This window comes from Paenibacillus polymyxa, assembly GCF_001719045.1.
Lineage (GTDB): Bacteria > Bacillota > Bacilli > Paenibacillales > Paenibacillaceae > Paenibacillus > Paenibacillus polymyxa_B.
The window spans coordinates 5,175,054-5,194,347 of the sequence record NZ_CP015423.1 but is presented as its reverse complement, the minus strand read 5'-3'; the positions used below and the strand labels follow the sequence as shown (position 1 = coordinate 5,194,347).

Below are 19,294 nucleotides of genomic sequence, written 5' to 3'. Positions count from 1 at the left end.
TTCACTCATCCCCCCCTATGGTAAAAATAATACTCATGGTCACACCTACTACAGCCAGGTATACCCCCAGATCAAAGAGGACTGCTGTAGCCAGCTCGGTATCCCCCATAATAGGCAGATCAAAGTGGCCAAAGGCATGGCTGAGAAAAGGGGCTCCGAAAACAAACGAGCCAGCCGCAGTCAGAATTGCAATGAGCAGCCCCACCGCCGTGATCATGCGGTAATTCACCGGAAGGACTTTACGAACCGTGTCCATTCCGAAGGAGATCGCCATCAAAATAAGCGCAGCTGAAGTCATCAGCGCTCCGATGAAGCCACCTCCCGGATTATTGTGTCCGGCAAAGAACAAATACATTGAGAAGGTGAGAATCACAATTATGATAACCTTGGACAGGGTTCGCAGGATCACATCATTACTCTGGGACGGAAAGGCAATTCTTCCTCCCTTCTTATTTTTGTTGGCGGGTGAAATGCCGGGCTCCATTTTCAAGTTAATCAAGGCATAAATGCCGAGGGATGCAATAGCGAGAACCATAATTTCGAACAAAGTATCGAATCCCCGGAAGTCAACGAGAATGACATTGACTACGTTTTTCCCTCCGGCCAAGGAATAGCTTTCTTTAAGGAAAAACTCCGAAATGGGAGCGAATGGACTGCTGCCCATGGCTGCCAGCGCAATGAGTGTTATCGTAATTCCTACACCCACAGCGATAATCAAATTCGGCAATCTAACGCTCGGACGCTCCTTCTCCTTCTTTAACTTTGGAAGATACTTAAAGCACAGAAGGAACAGAATGACGGATACTGTCTCCACGATCATTTGTGTTAACGCAAGATCCGGTGCACGGAAGATAACAAACAGCAGGGTCACCATGTACCCGACTGCACCGGTGAACAAAATCGCGTTGACCCGCGACTTAGCAAAGGGTACGGCAAACGCTGCTAGAAGCATTACAACAACAATGACAGCCTCATAAAAGGTTAACGGAGCATAGTGGATCATACCCAGCGATATCCCTTGCGTCCCAAGCATCACACTTCCCAAGGCAATGACGAAAAAGCCAAATATATAAAGCAAATAGTGTCTGTTTGATCCCGTCATATAGAGATTTGTGAAGCGGTTCGATCCACGTTCCAGCACTTGAAGAGATCCATCATACATGAGATTAAGAAAATTGCTACCGTTCCATTCCCGATCCAGAATCCGCAGTCGGCTGTATCTTCTATAGAGAAGTGTCCCGGCAGCGATAACACCCAGTGTCATGAATATCTCAGGTGTCCAACCATGCCAGAAATGTATGGAGACATCAAAGGTTTCCACTGGCGACAATAGCTCGTTATAGATCGAGCCCATAGCCGGCTCAATCAGAGAATAAGACAAGAGATCAGGAAATAAGCCGAATACCACAGCGAGTGAAACCAGCAGGACTGGGGAAATCAACAGACCCAGCGGCGCTTCATGCGGTATTTTATCGAGCTTCTCCGGCTGGAGATTACCAGTAAAAGTTTTAAATACCAGAATCATACTATAAACAAAAGTGAATACACTGGCAATCCATGCAATCACCGGAATTAGAATCATCCACGACTGTGTATTCAGAGCATCCAACTCCCGAATATTCAACACAGCGGTAAAGAACATTTCTTTACTCAGAAAACCGCTGAATGGTGGTAACCCTGCCATGGAGAAAGCCCCCATCAACGCCACAGAAAAGGTGACTGGCATTAAGGACATTAAACCGCCGAGCTTGCGCAGATCCCGAGTGTTCACCTCGTGGTCGACAATACCAACCACCATAAATAGAGAGCCTTTAAAGACGGCATGGTTGATCAGATGAAAGATGGCCGCCGCAGTAGCCGTCGTATAGAATAACGACTCCTCTGTACCAGAAAAAAAGGCAGAAGCCGATCCCAGCCCGAGCAAACACATAATCAGACCGAGCTGACTAATGGTGGAATAGGCAAGCAGAGCTTTAAGATCTGTTTGTTTAATCGCTTTAAACGATCCATAAAAAAGCGTGACCAGACCGGAAAGTGAGACCAACCAGAACCATTCGGACTGACCAGCGAATACGGGGCTAAGACGCGCCACAAGGTATAACCCCGCCTTAACCATTGTAGCTGAATGCAGATAAGCACTGACAGGTGTCGGTGCCTCCATGGCATCGGGCAGCCAGATGTGAAAAGGAAATTGTGCGGACTTAGTGAATGCCCCCAGTAGAATCAGCAGCATCGCCGGAATAAACAACGGGGACTCGGTCAATAAGCCGACTTGGGCTATAATCTCCCGAATGCTGTACGTTCCACTCATTACGTAGAGCAGATTGAACCCCGCGAACATCGCCAGCCCGCCAAAGAGCGTGATTAGCATCGACTTCAGCGCTCCATAACGGGATCTTTCCCGTCGGTGCCAAAAGGCAATCAACAGGAATGAAGTAATACTGGTTAACTCCCAGAATCCATATAGAACCATCAAATTGTCGGACAAAACGACACCAAGCATTGCTCCCATAAACATGAGCAAATAGATGTAGAAATGGCGAATCGCTTCCGTCCGCTTATTAAGATAATAAATGGAATACAAGATCACCAGCGCTCCCATTCCCGTAATCAGCAGAGCAAACAGCAGGCTGAGTCCATCCAGATACAACGTAATATTAATCCCAAGCGATGGCATCCAAGGTATAGTTGACATCGTATCATTTCCAGCCTGAATGTCAGATATCCTTGTCAGGAAATACAGGAAAAGAGCTGTGGGTAGGGGCAAGACTGTCCAACCTGTATGAAAGCGCGAAATGCCCTTGGTCAACGGGATTAGAACAGCCAGCAGAAATGGAATCAAAATTGCAGCATGCAACACAGTCGAGCACTCCCCCTATATAAACTTATTTTTTTGTATATGAACTTCTAGGAATGCGGCTTTATCCATTCACTTTGTAGAATTCTCAAATACTGGGCTTCGCCATTTCTAACGATTTTGAATAGACCGCTGTTGAAATCAGTATCCAGCTCACGGAAAAATATCCCTTTTATCGTATCTTCTCCACCAGGCTCTTCACTCAGTACATAACTTCCATCCTGCTTCACCAAATAAGCGGAAAATCCCTTCTCATGTGAGTGCTCTAAAAGCTCGGGATAACGCTGTACAGCCACAATATGAAGATCAATAGGACCCAGTTGTTCAATCAAATCGTTGACAAAATTACCACGGGTAATCTCTTGCCATAGCGTTTGACTGGACTGGCCGATGATGATTTGAGTAACCTTTTTTTCCCGGGCTGTCTCCACAATCACCTCAGCTGTCTTTTTCCCATTGCATTTACGAATCAGAAACGCTCCTCCAGCATTTTTAGTCTGCTCTTCCCATCCCGAGAGGTATTGTTCCTTGTTTTGGTTGTATTCATGATCTGTGGTTTCATCCACTGTAAGCACATATAAAGGAGCCCCGAGAAACCGGGACAACTCGCTGCCTCTTTGAATTAACCGCTGTCCGTGCGGACCATAATGGACACACACCATAATGCTCTCATTGTTCATCTCCGCCATCATTTTCTCTTCCTCCTGTTTCCAATTTACGAAAAAAACACAAAAAGAGCCCGCTGTTGGCAGGCTCCTCCGGGTAAACCAATATACAATTAGTTTTAATTATATAGTTTACCGGGGAGATTGTAAAGGTAAATCCTTTTGCGTATAGCACCTAGTATAAATGGAGAATCTTCATACAAAGGAGTGGTTAACATGTTGATGCGCAAAGTGATGATCTGCACCAGTCTCTTTATCCTGTTGCTTGTCGTGGGTTGGAGACTTGAATATAATATCCATGAAAAAGCAGTGAAGAGCAACCAAAAGTTATCAGCAAATGAAAGTTACAAATTCCGATCCGCCAATTTTGCTGAACCTGTTCTAATAAGCATTCCCTTTCTCCCCCGGGAGTATGTACGGATCGTACGAAAGATTAGCGAATAGTTGTTAGCTTTTCCGATTAGCTTTAATATAAGCCCTTGACTATAGCCGTTTTACCAACCACGATTTAGGATGGGACACTAGTACAAAAACAGCAGATCAAGGAGACTATTCCCGATCTGCTGCTTTTTGCCGATTATTTCTCACAAAGATTGATGCTTTATGACGAGTACGAAGTATGATTACCAAGCGTAGGCTTCTGGCGCAGGTTTTCCCGGACCGGGGAAAATCTCATTCAGCTTGGCAAGCACATCTTCGCTCAATTTGACCTCAGGTACCCGTAGAGCATCCTCTAACTGTTCTAAGGTCCGTGGTCCGATAATTGGAGCCGTTACGGCCGGATGGGACAGTACCCAAGCCAGTGCAATCACGTCTTCTTTTTCACCCAGTTCGCGGGACAATGCTGCAAATTGCTCCAGCTTCGCACGATTCTGCTCCACCTTTTCTTTGGCGCGTGCGCTGCGAGAACCAGTACCTGCTAACGCATTCCGTCCCAGCAGTCCGCCCGCCAGCGGGCTCCATGGAATCACACCCAGACCCAGCTCCTGAGCTGCCGGTAATACTTCAAGCTCAGCGGAACGTTCGTTCAGATTGTACAAATGCTGTTCGGATACAAGCCCCAGAAAACGTCGTGCCTTCGCTTCGGCCTGCGCCACCGCAATATGCCAGCCTGCAAAATTACTAGAACCGATATAATCAACCTGTCCGCGATCCACCACGGACTCGAATACGCCCCATAGTTCATCCCATGACACATTACGGTCAATGTGATGCATTTGATATAGCTCTACATGGTCGGTTTGAAGACGTTTCAGCGACGCGTCCAAATGACGGCGAATTTTGTAAGCAGACAAGCCTGATCCTGCATTGGGTCCGTCATGTTCATTTTTCATATCTCCGTATACCTTCGTTGCCAACACGACTTTTTCGCGTCTTCCGCCGCCCTGCTGGAACCAACGTCCGATAATTTCCTCTGTCCAACCTTTACGATCATGGCCATATACATTAGCTGTATCAAAAAAGTTAATGCCTGCATCCAGTGCGGCATCCATAATTTTAAACGCATCCTTTTCTTCGGTTTCCGGTCCGAAATTCATCGTGCCCAGACATAACCGGCTAACCTTCAAGCCTGACTTTCCTAAGTATGAATACTCCATACTATCTCCCGCCTTTGCTTAAGGATTTTAAAATTCCGCAAAATGACATGCCAAAAAAGACCATACTTCGTTTATTCACCAAATCAAACTCCTTTGAAACACCTCAAAATCAATTTAAAGGGATAGCGCATGCAAAAAAGCCCCACGCACCGCCGAAGCAGCAAGCGCGAGGCCATCTCCCCTTATACTACCCGCCAAATATTAAAAGAAGTGACTTTACGGTGGTTACCAGCGGAGCGGAGAATTTGAATCTGGAGAAGCGAAGCGTTCGCCTTTGCCACGGGATTCTTACCTTTTCATGTCTATCTAATCCAAAGAATCCCGTGGCAACAGCGATCGTAAGATCAAATCCTTCGCGGAGCGGCTCACTTCAACCACCGTAACTCATTCTTTTTTTTACAATCAAGGAATCAATTTCGTTTCTTTTGCTCGCTCGGCCATTTTTTTCGTATGCTTGCTGAGCGGCTTCTTAAACACCAATCCAAACAGGAAGCAAACACCGATAAATACAAACAGCATCACCACATCCCGTGTCACCGTCGAAGGCAACATCCCTCCTACTGTCTCTCGTAACAGACTAACCGCATAGGTGAATGGTACAAACGGATTCAGCGCCTGAAAGAACGGTGTACTCGTCGCAATCGGGAATGTCCCTCCTGAACTGGAGAATTGAAGCACCAGTAGGATGACTGCCAGTCCCTTGCCGATATTGCCGAACACAGAAACTAGTGTATAGGTCATCGCCGTAAACACCAGACTGATCAGCATAGAGGACAGTACAAAAGCTACTTTGGCATCCACATACGCCCCGAGCAGGAACAAGTCACCGAGAGATACGCTCAGCGCCTGAAAAATACCAATCGTGGAGAATGTCATAAGCCGTCCGAAATACACTTGGTAGCTTTTAAATTGTCCTTCCGGGTCATCCACATCTACCCTGAACATCGAGACCAGTAGCATCGCACCCACCCAAATCGACAATGTAGTGTAAAAAGGTGACATCGCAGAACCATAGTTGGGGATTGGGTATATCCGCTCCTGCTTCAACGATACCGGACTGCCGAGAAAATCACTTTCCTTTTTCACATCCCCCTTGAGCAATGCAATAGCGCGTCCGAGTGCATTTTCGCCCTTAAGCTTGCGAATTGTGTCTGCAGCCTGGCGTATGGAATCCTCGGCAGCTGGAAGATCGGTCCTTACAAAATTGGCCACTTGGTGTACCGCTTTTTCAGCTTCAGGAAATTTATTTTCAATTAAATCAGCCATTTTGACAAACTGTTGTTCCGCTTTGGGCAAATCATTACGCACAAAATCTGCTGCCTGATGAATTTTATTTTTAACCGCCGGCAAATCGTTATTTACGAAGTCTGCGGCTTTGTTCACAGCATTCGTAAACTCGCCCATACGTCCCTGAATCGTCGTCGCCGCTTCATGCAGTTTTTGACGGTATTGTGGCAGATCCTGCTGGAGACGTGTTAGCTCTTGCTGACCGAATTCTGCTGCAGCCTGTGCGTCATTTAATAGCTTTTCAATATTCGGTAGCTGCTCTTGAGTTGTAGTCAGCACATTGGCAGAATTGCGGGCAACGGATTTGATCTGATCCAGCGCCTTTTGAATGGCGGGTGCATACTCCGTATCATAATTGCCCAAAATGCTGTCAATTTCGCTACTGATTTCTCCTGCCAGGCGATCAGTGTCATCCAGCAGATTTTGCGCAGGCTTTTCACCGCGCTGGATGGCATCCCCGATACTAGTTACTGTGCTATTCAGACGACGGAAACGATCCTCCACCCCGCTCACACGGGAAATAAGTGAATCCAGAGGTTGACTTGGCAAGTATCCGTTCACACGGTTCAGCAATTGAGAAATATGATCCAGCACCCCCACGGCAGTTGTCAGCCTACCGCTGACACGATTCACCGCAGCTTGTGCTGCTTTAGGATCAAAATCCACACCACGAATGATGTCTGTAATCTGAGAAACTTCATTCGCGATTTGTTGTACCAGCTGTAAGTCTTCTTTAACTACTGTACCAATCGAATCAAGCGCACCCTCATTTTTGTCCAGAAATTCAAGTAAACCGGTTGTAAAGTCTTTGCCTGTGTCCGCTATTTTCTGTACTTCTGGCAGTGCTTTCTGAGCAGCATTAATGACCTTAAGGGCCGTTTGCGTGTCCTCTAAAGCGGTAGCCAGTGCGCTTTCTACCTTGCTGAAATTTTGATCCAGTTCAACAATTCGATCACCTGCCTTTTGAATATCAGGTATTCTTTTTTGGATATCCAAAATAACAGTGGCTACCTTGTCCAGCTCAGGCATGTTTTTGTCAATTTTGAGTACCAGGTCACCGGCACGGTTAATTTCAGGAATTTTCTCCTTCAATGCAATGATCTTTTGTCCCTGTGCCTTTATTTTCGGCAAATTTTGCTCCAGTTCCAATGCCTGTTTGCCCAACCTTTCGATATCTGGCAATCGATTATTCAGCTCCAACACCCGGTTCTCAATGTTACGAATCGTCGGGAGCTCCTCCTCCAACTTGACTCCGGCTTCCTTCAACTTCGTCAATACTGCCTGGCTGGCAGTTTCAATAAAGTTTTGGCTAATCTGGTTCGTCAGAGAGGTTGCCCCCGAAGATGTAATTTTCGGAGCTACTGCATTAATTTTTTCATTTACGGCGTAATCAATTTCTGGCTTTTGCGGATTTTCCGTCAGCACACTTGTAATTTTCTCTGAAAAATCTTTGGGGATCAGCAGGCTGGCATAATAATCACCATTCAACACACCTTTTCGTGCTTCCGCTTCATTGACAAAAGTCCAACCCAGCTTCTTGTTATTTTGAAGGTTATGCAAAACCTCATCGCCGATATTAATCTTTTTACCATTCACTTCTGCACCCTGATCTTGGCTGGTTACTGCAATTTTAATCCCAGATGTATTCGCATACGGATCCCACATCGCTTTCAAATTCACCCATGCATAGACGGAAGGCAAAAGAATGATGCCAATGACTAATAAAGTCCCGGTCGATACTTTGAATACATTTCTCCAGTCTGTTAAGTAGATTTGCCATATCTTCCGCAACTTCATCACTCCTCGTATGTACATTAACCTGTCGTCCATTGTTGTATGCACACGTATTGTAAACGATTCGAGCGAATGAAGCCAATCCTGTTACAAAATATGTAAAAAGCGTATGACACTTATAGAGATCATACGCTTTTCAATAAAATCAATCTGCTTAATTTCGAACTCCATTCGCGGGCATAGCCTCTAGGGAATAAGATGCTCCTTTTTTATTGATTTTTCCCACAACAGTAACCCCACCTTTTTTGGAGAATGTATACTCGTTATCCTTCATTTTTACGGTGTATCCTTTCAGGTTAATTCCAAAAAGGGATTGTACTTTCGACTTGGCGGCTGCAAGTGCCTGGGTTTTGCTGAGCCTTGGCTTGGCAAATGCTTTGGCAAAGCCCTTATCTCCATCCCAGTCCATACCATACTCACTTTTTACGGCCCATACTTTACCGGTTTTTACACCAATCAGTACGTTGTTTGATCCACCATCGTCCCGGAAGTTCCAGACAGTATCCTTACCTTCCTGCTGACGGAGCACGTATTCAAACGGCTTGATTGTAGCCATACCAAGTGTTTTAAGCGAACGGTTCGCTTTGTTGGTTAAGGCAGCTTTAAAGTCTTTGAGCGAATACATAAAGCTGGCTGTTATTTGATTTCCATGATCAAGATCAATATAAATACTTTGATCATTCCCCCACAGCACCCAATAATTTTGGAGTCCTACTTCGTCTACCGGGGAATATACGCGCCATATGGCCTCCGTTTTAAAAACTTTATCGGTATCGAATGATTTCAGGAAAGATGCAACCTTGCTGCGCAGGTTATGATCCATAACTTTGTTCATATCAGCGGAATCATAGATGATGCTGGTGGACTGCACGATTCCTTTTTTGGAATCATAATTTTGGATAAAATCAGCATTAGCTGTGCCGCGCAAAGTTCCGTTTATAATCCGTGAATCAAAAGCAGTCTCGACACTTGTAAACTCTATCGTTTGCTTCCCGGCCAATTTGTTCAACACATCCGTTAATCGTTTGGTGACAGTCTGATCCAGTTTAACAGTGGTTTGTGCGGTTTGAACTTTGTCAGCAGCGGGCTGCTGTGCCAACGCCATTGGCGCCGATCCTAAAAGTATTGATATTGCCGCCGCAGTTACTGTGACAGAACTCCATTTTTTCATTCAGTCCATTTCCTCCTGTTGTCTACAAAAAATTCTTTAATGATTAAAGCACAATATCCCTTAGACGTGTCACAAAAGTAAAAAGTTGCTACCTACTCTAATCGCTCTTCAAGCCTCATCCAGAAATCCTAAACCAAAAGAAGCCCCTCAAGCCTAATTTTTAGGCTCAAGGAGCTTCTCATTCACTACATTATCCATTCTTCAGCAGTCTGGCCGCCGAAAATGCTGCACCATGACGCAACTTCCGCTTTTCCAACCGTTTGTGCAGCGAACGATTATACAGAACCTGTATGACAAAATACGAGATAATGCCCAGCACCACACCGAAAATCGACATGCCGATCAGGATGTGCAAGCCTCCGTGCAGCAAGTCTCTGAATACAGACCAGTTGCCGTGAAACAGCTCCATAAAAGAATGCTCGTGAAGTCGTCCACCCCTGACATGTACCGGATAATGAGTTGGATAAATCCAAGCTCCCACTTGCTTGGCGAATGGCATCAGTACAATTGGCAAAAAGGTCAGCTTACCTACAACGTTACCCACAATGGCCGCAGGCAGCGAGCCGCCAGAGAGACGAACAATCGGATAAAAAACAAGGTATACCAGAGAAGCCGTGGAAATCACGATCATCTCCAACGCAAAGCCAATGGCGAAGCCCAAAGAAATCTTTTTAACTCCACCAGGGGCGCGCAACAGCTTGATGAAATTCAGCCGAATCGCACGCCATATATTTTGAAACATATTATATTTCTTCTTCGATTTATGAGGTTTGAGCCTTTTCGGATTGAGCTTTATCAATAGGAGGACTCCTTCAACAGTACTATTCAAGTTCAGGAATGAGTCAATACAGCTCCCATCCTTACTTATGTCTATACTGTCATTATAACCCTCAGCGTTCGAAAAGCAATGTTATTCCGCCTGTTTCGCCGTTTTAGGACAGAATTCGCTTGTTGACATCGTTTTGGAGAGGTACAATGTCCCAAATCTCAGTTGCATACTGCTGAATCGTACAATCACTAGAAAATTTCCCGGAATGGGCCATGTTCACAATAACACGCCGAGTCCACTCCGAGGGATTCCGATACACTTGTTCAATGTGAACCTGTGTATCCACATAGGATGCGAAGTCCTTGAGCACAAAGTATTCATCATTATGATCAATCAGGGATTGATAAATGGCCTCAAATTCCCGTTCATGCCGCGTAAAAGGAGCATCGTTCACGAGTTGATCCAACACTTCACGCAGTCTTTCGTCACTGTTGGCTGTTTTGCGCGCCGAATACTGGCCGTCTCGGTAATATGCCTCGATCTGATCCACCTTCAATCCAAAAATGAACATGTTGGCATCGCCTACCATTTCATGCATTTCAACATTGGCTCCGTCCAATGTACCTATTGTGAGCGCACCGTTCATCATAAATTTCATGTTCCCTGTGCCTGAGGCTTCCTTGCCTGCCGTGGAAATCTGCTCACTGACATCCGCCGCAGGAATAATCAGCTCGGCTAGCGAGACCGAATAATTTTCAAGGAAAACGACTTTCAGCTTGTCCTTGACATCTACATCCCGATTGATCGTGTCCGCCACGTTGTTAATGAGCTTGATCGTCTGTTTGGCGAGAAAATAACCGGGGGCGGCTTTGGCTCCAAAAACAAACGTGCGTGGCGTCACATCCAGGCCAGGATTACTTTTAAGCTGACTGTATAAATGCATCACATGCAAAATGTTGAGCAGCTGTCGCTTATAACCATGCAACCGTTTGACCTGTACATCAAAAATGGAGGACGTATCCAGCCGCACGCCCTGTTTTGCAAAAACATGCTCAGCGAGCCTGACTTTATTATTTCGCTTAATCGCCTGTATCCGTTCTTTGAACGACTCGTCCCCACTGTAACGAAGCAGGTCGATGAGCTCCCTTGGACGGGTCCTCCAACGTGTGCCGATGGTCTCATCGTACAAGCTTGCCAGCTCCGGGTTGGCATGTATTAGCCAGCGGCGATGGGCAATCCCGTTTGTTTTATTATTAAAACGGTCAGGGTACAGCTCGTGAAACGACTTCATCTCTCGTTCCTTTAATATTTGCGTATGCAGCGCAGCTACCCCATTAACGCTGTAGCTGCCGACGATTGCCAAGTGAGCCATACGGATTTGTTCACCGTGAATAATCGCCATTTCACCAATTTTGATGTCCTGACCCGGGTAACGCTCCAGTAGCATAGCGCAATAACGTTTGTTCATTTCTTCAATGATCAAGGAAATGCGAGGAAGTAGCTCCCGTACCATATTGACAGGCCATTGTTCCAGCGCCTCACTTAATATCGTATGATTCGTATAAGAAACGGTTCGCGTCGTAATATCCCATGCATCGTCCCAGCCCAAGCCCTTCACGTCTATCAGAATACGCATCAGTTCCGGTATAACCAGCGTCGGATGTGTATCGTTAATGTGCAGTGCTATTTTATCGGGCAACTGGCTATAAGGTAAACGAAGCTTCTCGAACGTACGTAAAATACTTTGCAATCCGGCCGAGCACAGGAAATACTGCTGCTTCAAGCGAAGCAGCTTTCCCTCATAATTGGAGTCATCCGGATATAGAAATGCCGAGATGGATTCCACCGATCGATTGTAGTCGAGAAAGCGGTAATAACCGCCCTCGCCTCGAATCGGTCCTCGAACGGGATCAAGCGCTGATTCCGCACTCCAAATCCGCAGCGTATTCACCTGCGCATGACCATAGCCCACCAGCGGAATATCGTAAGGGACAGCCCAGACTGTTTCGGCATCCTGTGTCTCGAATACAAGACGTCCCTCCTGTTCACGGGTTTCCACTCTTCCCCAAAAATGAACCTCGACCTTTTTGTCAGGACGGCGTTCCTCCCAGACATTCCCTTTCTGTAGCCAGTAATCCGGCAGTTCAACCTGATTTCCATCCACAATACGCTGTTCAAACAGACCATATTTATATCGGATGCCGCAGCCATGTCCTGCATAGCCAAGGGATGCCAGCGAGTCCATGAAGCAAGCCGCCAGACGGCCGAGACCACCATTGCCTAGCCCCGCGTCCGCCTCCTGTTCTTCAATTTCCTCCAGATCCCAGCCCAGTTCACCCAATGCCTGCCGAACCATATCCAGTACGCCCAAATTCAGCAGATTACTGCCCAGTAGACGACCTATCAAAAATTCCAGTGAAAAATAATAAATCTGCTTCTCTTGTCCTTCTTTGTAGGCTTGGTTCGTTTCTGCCCAATTCTTGCCGACTTGTTCACGAATCATGCCACCCAAAACCTTATATACGTCTTCCGACTGAGCCTCCTGCATCGGTTTGCCCAGCCTTCCGACCAGTTGCTCTCGAAAAGCCTGCTTAAAAGCTTCTTTATTGCTGAACAAAGTTGTACCTCCTGTTATTTCCGTTTTAATGGCTAAGTATATCCTTTAAATTACGCTATTCTTGGCAATGACATAGGGAACTCTAATGTCTCCAATCAGAGTTCGATCTGGTGAAAGCTGTACATCTTTATCTAAAACCACATTCTCCACAACTGCCCCTTTACGGATGACACATTTTTGCATAATAATCGAGTTGCTTACCCGCGCGCCCTCCTCCACCTGCACTCCACGGAAAAGAATACTGTTCTCGACCTTGCCCCCAATGGTGCAGCCATTAGCAACAAGCGAATGATCCACCTCGGCGCTGTGCGTATAACGAGTCGGGGCTTCATACTTGATTTTGGTGTGCACCGGCTGATTCTGGAACAGTGCTTGATACTGCTGCTGATCCAGCAGCTTCATGCTATTTTTATAGTAGCTCTCGATAGAATTAATGACTGCATGATAACCTTCATAACGATACGCATAAATGCGCAGCCCACTTGGGTTTTTCTGGATGGCATCGCGAAAGAAATGATTATCCTGATGGGCAATGCAATGCTTCACCTGATCCAGATACAAGCCTTTGTCCATCACGAACATTTCCAGATAAATATTATGATGATCCTGCTCCTGATGAATACCAGTCACCCGTCCGTTCTCATCAATCTCCAGTCGTGCACAAGGAGCATGTTCAGATTCGAGCTGGTCTATGGGTTTATATACGAGGGTAACATCTGCATTTTTCTCCCGATGATAACGGTATACATCCTCGATATCAACCTTATTGACATGCTGAGTTCCTGCGTGAACAAGGGTTTGCCCCGATGAGCGATGAAAAAAATCCAGATTGTTGTGCACATGCTGCAAATCTCCACGTGATGCATCCGTCGGATCATTCCAGTCCGGTGGCAAAATAAACAACCCGCCCCGTCTGCGGTCTAAATCCCAAGGCCGACCTTCACCCAGATGATCCAGCAGCGAACGGTATTTGCGGCGGATAAACAGTGCAATATCATGCACCCCTGCATGCATCATGTTGGATAAGGTAAAATCAATGAGCCGATATCGACTGGCAAAGGGAACTGCGGCCCCGCACCGGAAATAGGTCAACTCCTTCAATTGATCCAGTTCGTGATCCAGGTTGATAACTCCAATGAGTCGGCTCATAGCAGACACCGTCCTTATCCGGGTTAAATTCGTGCATGAAGCTGGCTTTCCTGATCGAACAAAATAATCTCATCAGAACTATCTTCAGGTCCGATAAACGCGTTGTCTTCAATAACGATGTTCTCATTCACGATAGCCCGGTGGATACGTACATTGCGCCCAATTTTTACGTTCGGCATGATGACAGAATCGGTAATAACGCTCCCTTCACCTACTTCGACCCCATAAAATAGTACAGAATGCCTTACTTCTCCATCCACCATGCAGCCTTCATTTACAATACTGTTTTTGAGAATCGCCCGTTGGGTTATATACTGGGCCGGTTGATTGGGGCTGCGGGTATAGATGCGCCAGAAAGGATCGTTCAGATCCAAAGGCGGATCCTGAACCAGAAGATCCATGTTGGACTCCCACAAGCTCTGAATGGTACCTACATCCTTCCAGTACCCGGCAAACGGGTACGCATACAGCGACCGGCCATGCTGAAGCAGCAATGGAATGATATCCTTGCCAAAATCATGTGAGGATTCAGAATCGCTTGCGCTTTCCAGTAAATAGCGACGCAACACCTCCCATTTGAACAAATAAATGCCCATGGAGGCCAATGTACTTTTCGGCTGTTCAGGCTTCTCCTCGAAGTCGTATATTTTCAGATCATCATCGGCGTTCAGTATCCCAAATCGTTGGGCTTCCTGAATCGTGACATTGATGACAGAAATGGTGCAGTCTGCTTCCTTCTCCTTGTGATAGTGGAGCATTCGACTGTAGTCCATTTTATAAATGTGATCCCCTGACAGAATGAGTACATGCTCCGGGTCATACTGATCCAAGAAATGCAGGTTTCGATAAATTGCATCCGCCGTGCCCCTGTACCAGTTGTTTCCATTTTCTTTCTCGTGCGGAGGTAAAACGAACACTCCTCCATCCAGGCGATCCAAATCCCAGTCGCTGCCTACGCCGATATAGGAATGAAGCACCAACGGCTCGTATTGGGTCAATACGCCTACGGTGTCTATACCAGAATGAGTGCAATTGCTGAGAGGGAAATCAATAATGCGGTAAGTCCCTCCAAAAAACACTGCCGGTTTGGCTAGTGTACGGGTAAGTCCTTTGAGTCTTTTGCCTTGTCCGCCGGCGAGCAGCATGGCAACCACTTCCTTCTTTCTCATAACAAAGACCTCCCTGTCATGTGCGTCTGAAGCAATTGTGGCGGGATATTTGATAATATCCATTAAACATGAAAAGACAGTCGTAATCGTTTCATTGGCGAAGGAACGGGTAAGATGTGATGGAGAAGGGTAAAATCATAGTTATGCGGAACGAGTGCAAGGAATCACTAAATCGTAAAATCCCGTTCATCTTTTCACATTTTGGATACTTTTAAAGTATTCGTGTATGACAACATGATCATAAGGAGGCGTTATTCATGAAGAATAAAAAATGGGTGGTAGCAGCATTGGGAATGGGTGTTACGTATCTGATGAAAAATAAAGGGGCACGCGATAAGGTATTGAATAAAGTACAGACCATTGTCAATCGTGCGAAAACATCTGCAAAATCGTAGAATGTTAAAGGTAGAAAAAGCGAGCCTCTCTGAATCATGGTTCAGGGAGGCTTTGCTCTGACTTTTTTCTGCGTCTACGAACAAAATATGGTTCGAGGCTGTATCCGTAGACGGTCAGGCATTCTCCTTATGTTCTTCTACTTCCATGATATGTTCAACGGTAAAGGTTCGATGCGTCCATTCGGAAGAACGGTAAGCCTCTAGGAGACCAAAGGAACGAATTTTCTCCTTGTCCACCTTCTTAAAGGTATGAGTAATCCCTACCTTTCCCCTGAAAGGAAAAAAGGAAAGACCTACAGTCTGATCCGATAGCCACTCGGCCCAAACTCGCCCGCTTTCATGTCGAACAGCCGGGAAGCTTAAACCTTCAGCAAACCATTCATAATCTGCTGTAGGCGTACCCGGCTCTCGGCTGCACAAAAACAGACTCAATTCGTCGCAAAACAACATTCTCCGTACATCGGTCCGTACTTGATGGTCGAAGGTTACGCCACATGCCAGCTCCTGTTTGAGCCTCTGCCGACGCTGTTCCTCCGCCTCCTGATAAGCATGCGTAATCTGCTTGTCCTGAGCGTTTTGATGCTCGGTCCGTCCGACTAGCTCCTTGTACATCAAGCTACACAGTAACGCCGCATATATACTTCCTTGTTCGACTTCATCAATCCCAAGACGATAGAAAACAAAACGTGGACTGAGCGGAAAATCAATAAATGTATAAGGTGCAGACACATGATCATTCCAGAAAGGAGCAGCGTCTAACTGTATCCAACCCCGATCATGCTCCCTTGCTGCATATACAAAATCCTGCTTATGACGTCTATTCTTGAAGGCACTCTCTTCCCATTGCGAAGCCAACTCACCCGAAATATGGGCATGGTCATGCTGCGTCGTCATGATATAAGCTTGGTCCGTTTCATAAATAACCATATGCTCTCCCCTTCCGTTCGGCGATTCGTGTGATAGTGTACAAACTCTCTGATCGAAGGCCATGGTTATGCTTACGTTTATTATATCAGGATAAGGGTAAAAAGGCAGGCAAGTTTTCCGCCTCTTTATATCTAATTACCCTTTTGATTCTGCACTCGAAACTGCTGTGGGGTCATCCCCTCCAGCTCACGAAATACTTTGTTAAAATGCTTTGCATTGTCAAAACCCACATTAGCCGCAATTTCATAAATCTTGCCCCCTTGACACTCCAGCAGCTTTTTGGCTTCTGCAATGCGCAGCCTTTTTACATATTGAACAAAGCTAAGGCCTGTATAGGCTTTGAAAGCCTGACTAAAATACGTATAATTCAAGGATACTGAATTGGATACTACTGCCATATTTAAATCCTCGCTGTAATGAGCATGGATGTATTGGATAGCACGTGTCATGCTACCATTTCTATCGGGGATGACACTCGCGCCAGCCAGTCTACCTTTCTCTACGCTGACAACACTATCGTCTATGAGGTGGTTCCTCTCCTTCAATTCCTCATTCAAAACTGCCAGCGCACCAAACAGCTCCTCCCTTACAATCGGCTTGAGCAAATACTCCCGTGCCCCGCAGCGAATCGCTTCGCGCGCATACTGGAACTCGTCATATCCACTGAGAATGATCACCAAAGGTCTGCGTTCCGGCTCCAGCTCGCGAATATGCTGCATCAGCATAATGCCATCCATAACAGGCATACGGATATCCGTTATCACCAACTCGGGCAAAAACTGCTTCACATGCTGCCAGGCTTCCCTTCCGTCCTTGACCAGTACACATTCATAGAGACCGGAAAATTCCCGTTCGATCATAGCTTGAAGTCCCATTCGAATATTTTTCTCGTCATCCGCAATCAACAGCTTGGTCGTCATGGTCCGCCCCCCTCATCATGTAACGTCTAGGCAAAATTAGGGTCACTGTCGTCGATTGTCCGGGGATGCTGTCCAGTCTTATGCCATACTCTTCGCCATACTGCATACTTAAACGGCGATGCACATTATACAAACCGATTCCCCCATTCATCCCGGGCTCATGGGAATCCATATCCGTTCGCGCTAGACCAGCCATGATGGCGTTTCTTCTTTCTTCAGATATCCCCACTCCGTTATCCTGTATACGCAATTCTATGATATCCTGCTTAGAGCAGGCTTCAATCGTGATGCTGAATGGGCTTTGCAATGTACTCCAACCGTGCTTGATAGCATTTTCGACTACAGGCTGCAGCGACATTTTCAGCATCTCCAGTTCCATAAACGCCGACGATAGATGAATTTCCAATCCAATTTGGTTATCGTGGCGAATGTTCATGATGGCCACGTAATGCTGGATATGTCGGATTTCATCCCGCAACGCAACACACGACCCGGACCATTGGAGATTATAACGCATCATCGAGCCAAGGGAGGTAAGGGCATCCGACAGCGGATACTGCCGTTCTATCTCCGCCATCATTTTTAAATTTTCCAATGTATTATAGAGAAAATGGGAATCAATCTGATGCTTGAGCGCTAGCAGTTCAGCCTCCTGAGCAGCGGCCTGCTTGTGTACTGCCTCGGCAATGAGTCCGTTAATCCGACTTAGCAGACTGCGAAAATATAGAGCCAGCTCAGCCACTTCTCCCCGCCCATATACTGGAATTCTAAGCTGAAAGTCACCCTCCTGCTCTACTTTTTTCATGGATTCACGCAGTGTATGTAGCTGCTTGAGAATGAAGGCATGCAGGGTATAAGAAATGACGGACATAAACACAATCAGCATACTAATAATGAGCAGCATGGCATTGCGTTTCTGACGGAGATCACCCAGCGGACCGTCCAACGCCACCACATTTAGCAAATAGGCGTCCAACCCTTCTATATAACGATACATACCGAGATAAGGCTTATTCTCATAGGAAAAATCAAAAGCACCACCCGGTCCCTGAACCTGGGACTGAAACAGATGGTGCACATGGGACAGAGGGATGGAAATTGAATCTGATAGAGAGGAAGCTGTAGCTATATCGCTAGAAGACATTGGTTTTTCAGCGTTCCTTGCGCTGGAATCGCCGTCCAGAATGAACATTTGCCATGCACGATCACGTTGTGGGATTCCAAATACTCTAGGTGAAAATAGCTCCAGCCTCATGTTTGTTTCTACCAGACCTGCGTGTCTTCCTCCGGTAGACTGAATTTCACGCAGCAGTGCCATATACTGCACTGTCTCACTTTCCTGCCGGGATTGCCCCAGAAGTAAGCTTTTCGGCCCCTTGTACATTTCCCACCATATTTTCCCTTGTCGGAGTTGGGCCATTTTCAGCCAGGAAGCCTTAGGCAATCGTGATTCTTTGAAAATCATCGGCCATATTTCATGCGCCTGGGGATTATTGGTATACAGTCGAATGTTCTCTACATTGGGATTACTGTACAGCAAGTGCTGTAAATTTGGAAACACATTCAAGTTGAATTGGACTAGCTCATCGCTGCTTATTTCACGTTCCTCGGTCAGATAACGAAGTACGTTGCGATCTGAGATCGCAAGCTGTGCGGTTCGCTCCATAATTTCCATATTGCTATGAATATGGGCCAGCTCTGTATCCAACACATACTGATTTTGTACGGTGATGTCGTGCATGGTATTCTCGTACAGTTGGTGAAAGGTATATAGCGAGAATAATACCACCGGGATTAAAATGACTCCGATATACGCGACAATGAGCTTAACTTGAAGGGAGCAACCGCCAAGCCGATCGGCCGTCCCCTTCATCCACTGCCATATAGTGCGGCGCAGCAGGCTCTTCATCTGTGAACGTGCACGGCCTGGCATGAAATCACATCCTTAGGGGTTCAATAGATTAAAGCATTGAATT

At 46.2% G+C, this 19,294-nt stretch carries 14 protein-coding genes; 2 read left to right on the top strand and 12 right to left on the bottom strand.

From position 1 onward, the window contains the following. Position 1: 1 nt before the first annotated feature. The gene (locus AOU00_RS23525) at positions 2-2,860 is read right to left on the bottom strand and encodes a Na+/H+ antiporter subunit A (RefSeq protein ID WP_069291780.1); all 2,859 of its coding nucleotides are present in this window, start codon (positions 2,858-2,860) and stop codon (positions 2-4) included. A gap of 47 nt (positions 2,861-2,907) precedes the next feature. Then, on the bottom strand, positions 2,908-3,549 hold the full coding sequence (locus tag AOU00_RS23520; RefSeq protein ID WP_061830352.1) for a universal stress protein: 642 nt from the start codon (positions 3,547-3,549) through the stop codon (positions 2,908-2,910). 189 nt (positions 3,550-3,738) lie between these two features. On the opposite strand from AOU00_RS23520, the gene AOU00_RS23515 reads away from it, so the two are divergent. Then, positions 3,739-3,966 (top strand): hypothetical protein, encoded by a 228-nt coding sequence (locus AOU00_RS23515; protein WP_069291779.1) that lies wholly within the window; start codon positions 3,739-3,741, stop codon positions 3,964-3,966. 179 nt (positions 3,967-4,145) lie between these two features. Here AOU00_RS23515 and AOU00_RS23510 read toward each other — a convergent pair whose 3' ends face one another. From AOU00_RS23510 to AOU00_RS23480, 7 genes are all read right to left on the bottom strand, one after another. Continuing rightward, complete coding sequence (locus AOU00_RS23510; RefSeq protein WP_023988341.1) at positions 4,146-5,120, bottom strand: aldo/keto reductase; 975 nt, start codon at positions 5,118-5,120, stop codon at positions 4,146-4,148. A gap of 402 nt (positions 5,121-5,522) precedes the next feature. Further along, positions 5,523-8,198 carry a YhgE/Pip domain-containing protein gene (locus AOU00_RS23505; protein ID WP_069291778.1) on the bottom strand — a complete coding sequence of 892 codons (2,676 nt, stop codon included), beginning with the start codon at positions 8,196-8,198 and terminating at the stop codon, positions 5,523-5,525. Between the two features lie 157 nt (positions 8,199-8,355). Beyond that, entirely contained in the window at positions 8,356-9,372 is a 1,017-nt protein-coding gene (locus tag AOU00_RS23500) for a hypothetical protein (RefSeq protein ID WP_069291777.1), read from the bottom strand. Between the two features lie 190 nt (positions 9,373-9,562). Next, on the bottom strand, positions 9,563-10,114 hold the full coding sequence (locus tag AOU00_RS23495; protein ID WP_061830376.1) for a DUF2062 domain-containing protein: 552 nt from the start codon (positions 10,112-10,114) through the stop codon (positions 9,563-9,565). A 190-nt stretch (positions 10,115-10,304) separates the two neighbouring features. Next, positions 10,305-12,758 (bottom strand): glycogen/starch/alpha-glucan phosphorylase, encoded by a 2,454-nt coding sequence (locus AOU00_RS23490; RefSeq protein ID WP_069291776.1) that lies wholly within the window; start codon positions 12,756-12,758, stop codon positions 10,305-10,307. Positions 12,759-12,803: 45 nt separating this feature from the next. Next, positions 12,804-13,907: a glucose-1-phosphate adenylyltransferase subunit GlgD gene (gene glgD / locus AOU00_RS23485; RefSeq protein ID WP_061830347.1), complete on the bottom strand. Its 1,104-nt coding sequence runs from the start codon at positions 13,905-13,907 to the stop codon at positions 12,804-12,806. Positions 13,908-13,930: 23 nt separating this feature from the next. After that, complete coding sequence (locus AOU00_RS23480) at positions 13,931-15,076, bottom strand: glucose-1-phosphate adenylyltransferase (protein WP_069291775.1); 1,146 nt, start codon at positions 15,074-15,076, stop codon at positions 13,931-13,933. A 257-nt stretch (positions 15,077-15,333) separates the two neighbouring features. On the opposite strand from AOU00_RS23480, the gene AOU00_RS26740 reads away from it, so the two are divergent. After that, a complete protein-coding gene (locus AOU00_RS26740; protein WP_023988334.1) occupies positions 15,334-15,471 on the top strand; it encodes a hypothetical protein in 138 nt (45 codons plus the stop codon). A 114-nt stretch (positions 15,472-15,585) separates the two neighbouring features. Here AOU00_RS26740 and AOU00_RS23475 read toward each other — a convergent pair whose 3' ends face one another. The 3 genes from AOU00_RS23475 to AOU00_RS23465 form a co-directional block, all read right to left on the bottom strand. Beyond that, on the bottom strand, positions 15,586-16,398 hold the full coding sequence (locus AOU00_RS23475; protein WP_069291774.1) for a DUF3891 family protein: 813 nt from the start codon (positions 16,396-16,398) through the stop codon (positions 15,586-15,588). A gap of 131 nt (positions 16,399-16,529) precedes the next feature. Further along, positions 16,530-17,318, bottom strand: a complete 789-nt coding sequence (locus tag AOU00_RS23470) for a response regulator transcription factor (RefSeq protein WP_069291773.1) — start codon at positions 17,316-17,318, stop codon at positions 16,530-16,532. Next, positions 17,290-19,251 carry a sensor histidine kinase gene (locus AOU00_RS23465; RefSeq protein ID WP_069291772.1) on the bottom strand — a complete coding sequence of 654 codons (1,962 nt, stop codon included), beginning with the start codon at positions 19,249-19,251 and terminating at the stop codon, positions 17,290-17,292. The genes AOU00_RS23470 and AOU00_RS23465 overlap by 29 nt, the downstream gene beginning before the upstream one ends. Positions 19,252-19,294 lie beyond the last annotated feature (43 nt).